Origin of the sequence: Streptomyces sp. SID4985 (genome assembly GCF_009863025.1) — a bacterium.
Lineage (GTDB): Bacteria > Actinomycetota > Actinomycetes > Streptomycetales > Streptomycetaceae > Streptomyces.
Genome location: NZ_WWIR01000661.1, coordinates 1 through 10,324 on the forward strand (window position 1 = coordinate 1; position 10,324 = coordinate 10,324).

A 10,324-nucleotide genomic window follows, 5' to 3' on the forward strand; every position below is an offset into this window, starting at 1 on the left:
GGCGAGCCCCGCGCGCTCCAGCCGGTCGCCCAGGTGCTGTATGGCCTCGCTGCGGGCGGCGGCGGTTCGTACGGGGGCGATCCGGGACTGCCCCTCGGGGCCGATCGCGGCTATGACGAATCGTTCCATCTCGTCGTGGCCGCGCGGGTTCACCACCGTGGCCCAGCCGGTGTGCGCGAGCAGCAGCCTGCGCTGCCGGGCCATGCGGACCATGGTCAGGTCCGCGACGCGCGCGGGGCCGCCGGAGAGGAACGCGGCCTCGTACAGCGTCAGATCGTGGCGGTCGTCCGCCGTCGCGGCGGCGCGCTCGGCGGTCCCCGCGCGTCCGGCGGCCAGGCACAGCCTGGTACACGCGAAACCGGCGAAACCCCAGGCCAGGAGCAGGAGAAGGACCCAGAACATGGAGTGTTTCTATGTCAGTACGCAGGGTAAACGCCATGGCTTGTTCAGTATCTGGGACAGAGTGTTAGCGGTATGTGACGTTCCGTTTTTCCCGCAGGTCAGCGGCGAGGTGGCAGTGGGTGCCAGCGGGTGTCAGCGCCCCGGGAGTGCCCCGAGAGTGCGCCGCAGCAGCCGGGCCGCGCCGCCCCGGGGTGCCGGACCGACGCGGTCCAGCCACCAGGCGCGCAGCCGACGCCGAGCGCGGGCGTCCGCCGGGTGCCCGGTCTTGAGCGGCTGCCCGGTCTTCAGCAGCTGACCGGCGAAGTCCAGCGCGTCCTGGCGGTAGCCGCCGCGCATCGGCCGGGAGCGCGCGTAGCCGAGGAACGCCTCCCGGTATCCCTCCCCGAGGATCTCCGGCAGCTCCGGCGCCACCTTCGCCACGACCGACGCCCGCTTCGCGGCGAGCGCCCGCGCCTGCACCCCCATCCGCACCCGGTCGAACCCCTCCGGCGCCGGTGTCCCCGCCACCAGCGCGGAGAGTACGGCGGCCTGGGCGACGCCGAGACGCTGACGGGCCTCGGGGCGGGCGAGCACGGCCACGCTGCCTCTTGTGGCGGGCGCGGGGGTGCCATGGCTCCGGGAGGTCCGTTGCGCCGCGTCCACGGTGGCCCTGATCCGTGTCAACTCCCGCTCCAGCTCGGCGGGTTCGGGGAAGTTGTCGTCCCGCTCCAGGAGTACGCCGGGCGGTGCGACCCGGGAGGCGAGGTCGGTGAGGATGTCGAGCACCGGCTCCGGCACGGGGTGCGCGTGGCTGTCGTGCCAGACGCCGTCGCGCTCGTAGCCGCCCGCGACATGGACGTACGCGATGGCCTCCACGGGGAGTTCCGTGAGCGCCCGCGCCGGGTCCTCGCCCCGGTTGACGTGGTTGGTGTGCAGGTTGGCCACGTCGATGAGCAGCCGTACGCCGGTCCGCTCGGCCAGCTCGTACAGGAACTGTCCCTCGGTCAGCTCCTCGCCGGGCCAGGAGAACAGCGCGGCGATGTTCTCCACGGCCAGCGGGACCGGGAGCGCGTCCTGGGCGATGCGGACGTTCTCGCAGAGCACGTCGAGGGCGTCGCGGGTACGCGGCACCGGCAGCAGATGTCCCGCCTCCAGCGACGGGGACGCGGTGAGCGGGCCGCCCGCGCGGACGAACGCGATGTGCTCGGTGACCAGCGGCGCCCCCAGCGCCTCCACCCGCTCCGCGAGCGCGGCGAGCCGACCCGCGTCGGGCCGCTCCGCGCCGCCGAGGCCGAGCGAGACCCCGTGCGGGATCACGGTCACCCCGCGCTCGCGCAGCCGCACCAGCGCCTCCGGCAGATGCCCCGGGCAGACGTTCTCCGCCACGACCTCCACCCAGTCGACGCCCGGCATCGCGGCCACGGCCTCCGCGATCTCCGGCCGCCAGCCGATCCCCGTACCCAGTCGTCGCATGGCCCTGTCCCCCCGTCCCGCTCCGGCAGTCATCTCCGGATGACGGGGGTATGACCCCGGCGGGGGACGCCGAATCCCGGACGGGACGGCTTCAGAGGAACATTTGAGGTTGCGCGGAGGCGCGTGCGCCCGGCTGTGGCGGCTCGTCAGCCCGGCAGGGGCAGGGTGCCCGCAGTCAGGAAGAACGTGACGGCGTAGGTGAAGCGTCCCGTGCGCACGGCGTCGTCGAACCGCTCCACGAACCGGTCCGCGTCCAGCGGGTCGAGACATCCCCGGTCCGCGGCGGTGTGCGCCCAGGTGCGCAGGCCCATGACCTGGTCGACGGCCGACGGGTCGCGCACGACGAGAGTCCTCGCCTCCACGGTGATGTCGTGGAGGCCGCGGGCCGCGAGCATTCCGGCGTGCCGGTGGGCCAGCGAGCCGTTGCGGAGCGCCACGTCGGCCCGGAAGCGCAGCACTTGGCGCGCCAGCTCTTGGTCCCCGATGTCGAGCACCTGCGTGTCGTAGTCGGGGTCCGCCAGCGCCACCCGCCCGCCGGGACGGACCACCCGCAGCAACTCCTCCACCCCCCGGTCCGGTTCGGCGACGTGCTGGAGCACCCGGTCCGCCCAAGCCCCGTCGAACCGCCCCGCCGGGAACGGCAGCCGGTGCCCGTCCGCGACGGCCGCGAACGGGAGCCCGCGCTGCCGCGCTCGCGCGATCATCGTCAGGGAGTTGTCGACCGCGACGACCTCCGCCCCGTCGCGCGAGCGCAGGGCTGCGGCGGCCTCGCCGGTACCCGCTCCCACTTCGAGGAACAGGCCGCCGGGTGCGGCCCGCAGAAGCTCGCGCAACCGCTGCTTGTACGCGGCGTGGAACGGTTCCGCGCTCAGCCGGTCCAGGACGCCGGCCCACTCGGAGGGCCGGTCCTGCGTGTCCACCGACGTGAAGCCATGAGCAGCACCGTGATCGTCCATGAGCGCACGCTAGACGGACCTACCGGGCCGGTGCATGCCTTCCGGCCGGGGGCTACCGCAGCGCGGGGTGGTCGGCGATCACCGTCGCCGAGCCCGGGGCGATCTCCGTGAAGCCCGCGTCGCGGACCAACGGCAGGTCGCTGCTGGACAGTTGGTGCCAGCGGGCGGGGTCGGCGGTGCGTACCGCCAGGGGGAAACCGGCCGTGTGCCAGGTGGTGCGGGCCGCGTCCGGGAGGGCCCACCAGGCGAGTTGGGCGGCGTGGCCGGTCTGGGCCATCGCCTTGCCCGCGGACATCTTCAGGTCCGGGTTCAGCCAGAGGACGGGCAGCGCGGGGTCGGGGGTGGCGGGGGGTTCCGGGTCGTCCAGTTCGGTGCCGGAGACCTGGAGCTTGACCAGGTCCTTGGGCCAGCCGTCCAGCGGGACGGGTGGGAAGACCCGCACCTCGGCCGACGTACCGGTCACCGTGATCCCGTCCAGGGTCCCGGCGCGCCGCCACTCGGCACCGCGTGCCCGCCGGACGACCTTGCGGATGCGGGCGTCCTCCCAGTTCCGTACGGCGTCGGCCCACTCCCCGTCACCGGCCGACCGCTCGTCGGCGAGCAGCAGGAGCACGGCGCGCGCGGCGGTCTCCAGGGCGTCGGTGCGGGCGGGTGGGGCGTCGCGCTCGATGCGTACGACGAGGGGCAGCACGAACTGGGGCGCCTCGTCGCGGGCGTTGCGCTCGTCCTGGAAGGGGCTGGTCTGGCTGGTCTGGCTGGTCTGGCTGGTCGCGGGGACTGCGGGATCTTCACTCACGGGAGCCAACCCTACGAGCCGCCGTCCGGCGCCGGGCGGGACGGTCCGCCACGGCCCGGTGCCGGACGGCGGCTCGGGGTCTTGTCGATGGCCCGACGGTCAGCGGTGGCCCGCCGTCGCGCCGATCAGCTGGGAGACCTTCACGAAGGTGTACCCCTGCTTGCGCAGCTCCGGCACCACCGCGCGCACGACCCGCTCGGTCGTCGGCGCCGCGCTGCGGGTGCAGTGCATGACGACCACCGAACCGGGCTTCACCCCGTCGAGCACCTGCCGTACGACCGCGTCGGCGTCGGTGGCGAACGCGTCCCCGCTCACCACGTCCCACTGGACGGCGGTGACCCCGGTGGCGTTGAGCGTGCGCAGCACCCGGTTGTCGTAACACCCGCCCGGGAAGCGGAAGTACGGCATCGGGTTCGGCACGCCCGCCTTGCGCAGTGACGTGTACGTGCGGTCGACCTCCGTGCGGATCTGGTCCGGCGCGATGGTCGGCAGGCCGTAGCAGCTGGAGGTGAACGCGTAGTGGCTGTAGGAGTGGTTGGCCACCTCGAAGCCCGGGTCGTGACCGAGGGAGCGGGCCTCGTCGGGGTACGTCTCGGCCCACTTTCCGGTCATGAACACGGTCGCCGGGACCTTCAGCGAGCGCAGGGCGGAGATGAGCCCGGGGTTGTCGAAGTGCTCCCCGGCGGCCGCGCGCGGCCCCTCGTCGGCGGTCATGTCGGCGTCGAAGGTCAGCGCGACGGTCTTGCCCCGGTCACGCGGCCCGTGCGCGAACACCGGTGTCAGACCGCCCGGACCCGGGGCCATGACCGGGGGACGCGTACTGGAGGGAGACGGGGACGGGGAGGACGAATGGGGCTGGGCGGGGGCCGGTCGTGCGGTGCCGGACGTACCCGCGCCACCACAGGCGGCGAGGGTCGCGCCGAGGACGCAGACGGCGGTGATACGGCGTGCGTGTGCAATCACCGTATGAAAATAGGACCGCACGGAGGCGGGCTTGGCCAACCACCCGCCGACGCGACGGCACGGTCACCCGCCCGGCGGGTGTGGGGCCCTCTTGGCGTGGAGCGGGCCGGTGCGGGCGCTCAGGCCCGCTCGGGCGGAGTCGCCGGGTCCACCACCGGGCCGAGACCGAGGACGGGGTCGGTCAGGGGAACCGCTTCGATGGCCTCGACGGACTCCGGGGGCTCGTCCGGCTGCCGCTTCGTCGCGGGCTTGTCGCCGTTTTCCGACGGGGGGCCCGGCTCGCGGTTGCCGCGTTCCAGGAAGTGGAGCAGTTCCACCGGGATGGGCAGGACCAGGGTGGAGTTCTTCTCGGCGGAGACGGCCATGACCGTCTGGAGGAGGCGGAGCTGGAGCGCCGCCGGGGTGTCCGCCATCTGCTGGGCCGCCTGGGCGAGCTTCTTGGACGCCTGGAACTCGGCGTCGGCGTTGATGATGCGGGCCCGGCGCTCCCGGTCCGCCTCGGCCTGGCGGGCCATGGACCGCTTCATGGTGTCGGGCAGCGACACGTCCTTGATCTCCACCCGGTCGATCTGGACGCCCCAGCCCACGGCCGGGCTGTCGATCATCAGCTCCAGGCCCTCGTTGAGCTTCTCCCGGTTGGAGAGCAGGTCGTCCAGGTCGCTCTTTCCGATGATCGACCGCAGCGAGGTCTGCGCCATCTGCGAGACCGCGAACCGGTAGTCCTCCACCTTGACCAGCGCGCTCGCCGGGTCCACCACCCGGAAGTAGACGACCGCGTCCACCCGTACGGTCACGTTGTCGCGCGTGATGCCCTCCTGGGCGGGGATCGGCATCGTCACGATCTGCATGTTGATCTTGTGCAGCCGGTCGACGACCGGGACCACCAGTGTCAGGCCCGGCGGCCGGGGTTCGCCCGTGAGCCGTCCCAGCCGGAACAGGACACCCCGCTCGTACTGCTTGACCACGCGTGCCGCCGCGGCCAGATACACCAGAGAGGCGCCACCGGCCACCGCGACGGCCGCCACCAGCTCGGCAATCATGGTGTCCCCCTTCCCCGAGGGTTACCCGATAGTCGGATCCGTTCGCTTTTATCACGATATGCCCGGGTGGGTGCCGGAGGCCACGATCTCGGCGACCAGGGTGAGAACCAGGAGAGGCCGGGTCGTCGTCCCGGCTCCGGCTCAGCCCGCCGTCGGAGTACCGGCCCGCTCGCCCGGCCGTACCGGTGACGTCATCCGCACCGGCTCCGTGCCGTCCGCGCTGTGCCGCTCCGCCCAGTTCTCCAGGGCGCTGCGGCAGGCGTGGTCCAGGTGGAGCAGGCCCGACAGGTCCAGCCGGATCGGCCGGTCCTGGGGGAGTGACTCCAGGCTGTCCAGTATTTTCGGCAGCCGCAGGAAGGTCGCGTTGCCCGACAGATACGCGTCCACCGGGCCCGCGCCCTTGTCCACGACCGTCAGCCGGATGTGCGAGGCCTCCCAGGCCGCCTTGACGACCGCCAGCGCGAGACCGACGAGCACGCCCTCGAACATGCCCACCGCCACGATCGACACCGCCGTGACGGCGAGCACCAGCGCCTCGCCCCGGTGCTCGCGCCACAGCCTGGCCAGCTGCCGCAGCGGCACCAGCTTGGCGCCGGAGTAGATCAGGACGCCCGCGAGTGCCGGTATCGGGATGTACTCCAGGACGCCCGGCAGCAGCGCGGCGAACAGCAGCAGCCAGACGCCGTGCGCCACCCGGGACAGTTTCGTACGGGCTCCGGCCTGGACGTTGGCCGCGCTGCGCACGATCACCGCGGTCATCGGCAGGGCGCCGAGCACCCCGCACACCGCGTTGCCCGTGCCCTGGGCGATCAGCTCCTTGTCGTAGGAGGTGCGCGGCCCGTCGTGCAGCCGGTCCACGGCCGCCGCGCTGAACAGCGACTCGGCGGACGCGATCAGCGTGAACGCGACGATCGTGCCGATCACCGCCGGATGCCACAGCTCGCCGAAGGCGCTCAGGGGCGGCGGCTGGAGCGCGTCCATGAGCCCGCTCACCCGCACGGTCGCCACCGGCAGGCCCAGCACCGACACCGCGAGCATGGCGAGCCCGACGGCCGCGAGCGGACCGGGCAGCGCCCGCACCCGGGCGGGCAGGTGCTTCCAGAGCACCAGGACCGCGATCGTGCCCGCGCACAGCCCGAGCGAGGCCAGCGCCTCGCCGTCGCCCAGCGCGGAGCCGAGCCCCGACGGCAGCCCGGCCATCTTGGCGATGCCGGAGTCGGGCGCCTTGGCCGCCATGGCCGGGTACAGCTGTCCGGCCACGAGCACCAGACCGATTCCGGCCAGCATCCCCTCGACGACCGAGAGCGAGATCGCCCGGAAGTACCGGCCGAGCCGCAGCGTGCCCATGAGCACCTGGAGCAGACCGGTGACCAGCACGAGCACGCCCAGCATGGGCAGCCCGTGCTCCTGGACCGCCTCGAAGACGAGCACGGTCAGTCCTGCGGCGGGCCCGGACACCTGAAGGCTGCTGCCGCGCATCATGCCGGTGACCAGACCGCCCACGATGCCGGTGACAAGCCCCAGCTCGGCCGGGACACCGGAGGCGACGGCCACGCCCACGCACAGCGGGAGCGCGACCAGGAAGACGACGAGGGACGCGGTGAGGTCCTGCCGCAGATGCGGATGACGGGCTATGAGACCGGCCCGGCCGCGCCGGTCCGCGGGCGCGCTCACAGGGCCTCGAAGGTGTCGGTCCGCGGACGGTGCGAGCGGACGGCGCCGGTGTGCACCTCGTAGTACCAGCCGTGCAGGCCGAGCACGCCCTGCGCGACGCGCCGCTCCACGCACGGGTACGAGCGCAGCCGCAGCAGCTGGGTGAGCACATGGCTCTGGACGCCCTCGGCGACCTCGGGGTCCTCGGCCGCGCCGGCCGGGCGCGGGGTCGCGTGCGCCAGCCAGTCGCGCACGGCGGGTACGGCGTCCAGGTCGTCGCCGCGCACCAGCGCGCCGACGGCGCCGCAGTGCGAGTGCCCGCAGACGACGATGTCGCGGACGCCCAGCACCTCCACGGCGTACTCGACGGTGGCGGCCTCGCCGGTCGGCCGTTCGGAGGCGTACGGCGGGACGATGTTGCCCGCGGTGCGCAGCTCGAAGAGCTCGCCGGGGCGGGCGCCCGTGATCAGGGCCGGGACGACCCGGGAGTCGGAGCAGGTGATGAACAGGACCTGGGGCGACTGGCCCTCGGCGAGCCTGGCGAACTCCTCAGGGCGCTGACCGAAGGTGCGGGCGTTGTCGATGAGGGGCTGCATGTGTGTGGACTCCTCCTGGCGCGCCTCATGGCGCGTCGGTCTTGCACGACGTACGTGGGGGGAGGTGAGCCCGCTCTCAGCAGCGGAAGACCTGAAGCACTGCCGGTGAACGGACTCCGGAGGATCTCGGGACACGGGGGTGCGGGGAACCGGCCACGGGCGGTGCCGGGACGGCCGCTCGCCGGATTATGAGGGGGCGCTCGGGACCGTCCCCGGATGCGGCGCCGCGCCGGTTGTCGCGGGTGTGCGGGGTGCTGTGGGGTGCCCGGGAGCGGCCTGGCTCACGGATCGTCTCCCCGTCGGACGCGGTCGCCGGTTGCAGGGCGAGCGCGATGCCGGGGGCGTCGTTGGCCTGGGTCTCACCGAGCGTATGCGCGGATGCGAAGGTTCCCGTGGGTGCGAAGAGCTGGAGGGCGAGCAGTGCGGCGGCGAGCAGAGCGAGGACGGAACGGGCCGTCGTACACCGGGACATGCGCACCCCCCTGCGGAAACCCGCGTCTCTCGCACGCGCCAAGCGTTGGTCAATGGCTGGTCAAGAAATACGTTAACCCGGCGAGGGGCTTTGCAAGGTTAACGTCGGGTTACACGCGCAAAAGAGCGTGAAAAGAGCGGGTCGGGTGGCCGGAACCGGCCCCTGACCCGCTCTTTTGGTGATCGGATGTCAGTCGGACGACACGTCAGTCCGATGAGATGTTCGTCTTGATGAGGTGCTCAGCTTGTCCGGTCGTCGACCAGACTCTTCGCGTCGCGGGCCAGCGCGGTGAGGCGGGAGATCGCGCGGAAGTACTTCTTGCGGTAGCCGCCCTTCAGCATCTCCTCGCTGAACAGCCGGTCGAAGGGCAGACCCGACGCCAGGACCGGGACCTCGCGGTCGTAGAGCCGGTCGGCCAGGACGACGAGGCGCAGCGCGGTCGACTGGTCGGGGATGGGCTGCACATCGGTCAGGCACACCGCACGCAGGTCGTCGGTCAGCGCGCCGTAGCGGCTCGGGTGCACCTTGGCCAGGTGGTCGAGGAGCCGCGGGAAGGCGTCCAGCGAAGCGCCCTCGGTACGCTGCGCCGTCCGGGTGACCTGCTCGTCGGTGAACGGCGCGGGGGCCTCGGGCAGACCCCGGTGGCGGTAGTCCTCGCCGTCGATGCGCAGGGCGCGGAAGTGGGCGGACAGGCCCTGGATCTCGCGCAGGAAGTCGGCCGCCGCGAAGCGGCCCTCGCCGAGCTTGCCGGGCAGCGTGTTGGAGGTGGCGGCGAGCGCCACGCCCGACTCGACCAGCTTGCCGAGCAGGCTGGAGACCAGCACGGTGTCGCCCGGGTCGTCCAGCTCGAACTCGTCGATGCACAGCAGGGCGTGGCCGGACAGCGTCCGCACCGTCTGCTGGAAGCCGAGGGCGCCGACCAGGTTGGTCAGCTCCACGAAGGTGCCGAACGCCTTGCGGGAGGGCTCGGCGGGGGTGGCGTGCCAGAGGGAGGCGAGGAGGTGGGTCTTGCCGACGCCGTAGCCGCCGTCGAGGTACACCCCGCGCGGTCCCGCCGGGGTCTTGGGGGCCTTCGCCCGGCCGAAGCCGAGGAAGCCGCGCTTGGCGGTGGAGGCGTGCACACCGCCGAGTCCGGTCGCGAAGGTCTCCAGCACATGGACGGCGTCCGTCTGGCTGGGCTGGTTCGGGTCCGGGATGTACGTGGCGAAGCGCACCGAGTCGAAGCGGGGCGGCGGCACCATCTCCGCGACCAGACGGTCGGCGGGGACGTGCGGCTCGCGCGCGCACAGGGACAGCGGGGCCGCGCCGGTCAGCTTGCCGGAACCGGAGGCGGTGGTGGAGGACGACACGATTACCCATGCTAAGCGTCATGTCAGACTGCACGAATGCGACGCCTGTTCCCTGTGACCCACGAAACAGCAGCCCAGGCCCCTGACGGGGGTGGCGCGGGGCCTGCGGGCTCTGGTGGGGCGGTTCCTGGCGGGGCTGGTGGTGCGGTCTCTGGCGGCACCGGTGACGCGGCCCTTGTCGGCTCCGGTGGCGCGGTCCCCTATGGCTCCCGTGGCACGGCGCCGTCCGGCTCCGGTGGTGAGTGGCCGCTCGCGGAGCTGGCCGCGGCGTACGCCTATCCGGCGCCGGACCCCGCCGCGCCCCGCCCGTACCTGCGGGCGAACATGGTCTCCACGCTCGACGGCGCCGCCCAGCACGACGGGCACTCCCACCCCATCTCCTGTGCGGCCGACATGCGGATCTTCGGCACGCTGCGGGCGCTCGCGGACGTGGTGCTGGTGGGCGCGGAGACGGTACGGCAGGAGGGGTACCGGCCCGCCCGGGCGCGGGCCGAGTTCGCCGCCGCGCGGGAGGCGGCGGGGCAGGGTCCGGCACCGGCGATCGCGATCGTCACCGCCGCGCTCGACCTCGACTTCTCGCTGCCGCTGTTCACCTCGCCCCTGGTGCCGACGGTGCTGCTCACCGGCGCCGACGCGGCCGCCGAC

Annotated in this window: 10 protein-coding genes; 1 reads left to right on the plus strand and 9 read right to left on the minus strand. The window is 72.9% G+C overall.

Annotated features, from left to right (window positions below):
- The 9 genes from GTW40_RS28705 to zapE all read right to left on the minus strand — a co-directional run.
- On the minus strand, nucleotides 1-402 hold a 402-nt coding region (locus GTW40_RS28705; RefSeq protein WP_161183052.1), incomplete at its 3' end, for a TIGR04222 domain-containing membrane protein.
- A 132-nt stretch (nucleotides 403-534) separates the two neighbouring features.
- Nucleotides 535-1,854: a DUF692 domain-containing protein gene (locus GTW40_RS28710; protein ID WP_161183053.1), complete on the minus strand. Its 1,320-nt coding sequence runs from the start codon at nucleotides 1,852-1,854 to the stop codon at nucleotides 535-537.
- Between the two features lie 146 nt (nucleotides 1,855-2,000).
- A complete protein-coding gene (locus GTW40_RS28715) occupies nucleotides 2,001-2,810 on the minus strand; it encodes a methyltransferase domain-containing protein (RefSeq protein ID WP_161183054.1) in 810 nt (269 codons plus the stop codon).
- Nucleotides 2,811-2,862: 52 nt separating this feature from the next.
- Entirely contained in the window at nucleotides 2,863-3,606 is a 744-nt protein-coding gene (locus GTW40_RS28720) for a peptidyl-tRNA hydrolase (RefSeq protein WP_161183055.1), read from the minus strand.
- A gap of 99 nt (nucleotides 3,607-3,705) precedes the next feature.
- Entirely contained in the window at nucleotides 3,706-4,569 is an 864-nt protein-coding gene (locus tag GTW40_RS28725) for a polysaccharide deacetylase family protein (RefSeq protein ID WP_161183056.1), read from the minus strand.
- A 119-nt stretch (nucleotides 4,570-4,688) separates the two neighbouring features.
- Nucleotides 4,689-5,609 carry a slipin family protein gene (locus tag GTW40_RS28730; RefSeq protein ID WP_161183057.1) on the minus strand — a complete coding sequence of 307 codons (921 nt, stop codon included), beginning with the start codon at nucleotides 5,607-5,609 and terminating at the stop codon, nucleotides 4,689-4,691.
- A 141-nt stretch (nucleotides 5,610-5,750) separates the two neighbouring features.
- Nucleotides 5,751-7,283 carry a SulP family inorganic anion transporter gene (locus GTW40_RS28735; RefSeq protein WP_161183058.1) on the minus strand — a complete coding sequence of 511 codons (1,533 nt, stop codon included), beginning with the start codon at nucleotides 7,281-7,283 and terminating at the stop codon, nucleotides 5,751-5,753.
- The gene (locus GTW40_RS28740) at nucleotides 7,280-7,858 is read right to left on the minus strand and encodes a carbonic anhydrase (protein WP_161183059.1); all 579 of its coding nucleotides are present in this window, start codon (nucleotides 7,856-7,858) and stop codon (nucleotides 7,280-7,282) included. Before GTW40_RS28740 ends, GTW40_RS28735 begins: the two co-directional genes overlap by 4 nt.
- A 711-nt stretch (nucleotides 7,859-8,569) precedes the next feature.
- A complete protein-coding gene (gene zapE, locus GTW40_RS28745; protein ID WP_161183060.1) occupies nucleotides 8,570-9,679 on the minus strand; it encodes a cell division protein ZapE in 1,110 nt (369 codons plus the stop codon).
- Nucleotides 9,680-9,715: 36 nt separating this feature from the next.
- Here zapE and GTW40_RS33415 point away from each other — a divergent pair.
- Nucleotides 9,716-10,324 (plus strand): dihydrofolate reductase family protein (locus tag GTW40_RS33415; protein ID WP_237525791.1); only part of this gene is annotated, 609 nt, incomplete at its 3' end.

Coding starts and splice junctions, on each gene's coding strand:
- GTW40_RS28710 (WP_161183053.1), bottom strand. CDS start 1,854: ATGCGACGACTGGGTACGGGGATCGGCTGGCGGCCGGAGATCGCGGAG.
- GTW40_RS28715 (WP_161183054.1), bottom strand. CDS start 2,810: ATGGACGATCACGGTGCTGCTCATGGCTTCACGTCGGTGGACACGCAG.
- GTW40_RS28730 (WP_161183057.1), bottom strand. CDS start 5,609: ATGATTGCCGAGCTGGTGGCGGCCGTCGCGGTGGCCGGTGGCGCCTCT.
- GTW40_RS28740 (WP_161183059.1), bottom strand. CDS start 7,858: ATGCAGCCCCTCATCGACAACGCCCGCACCTTCGGTCAGCGCCCTGAG.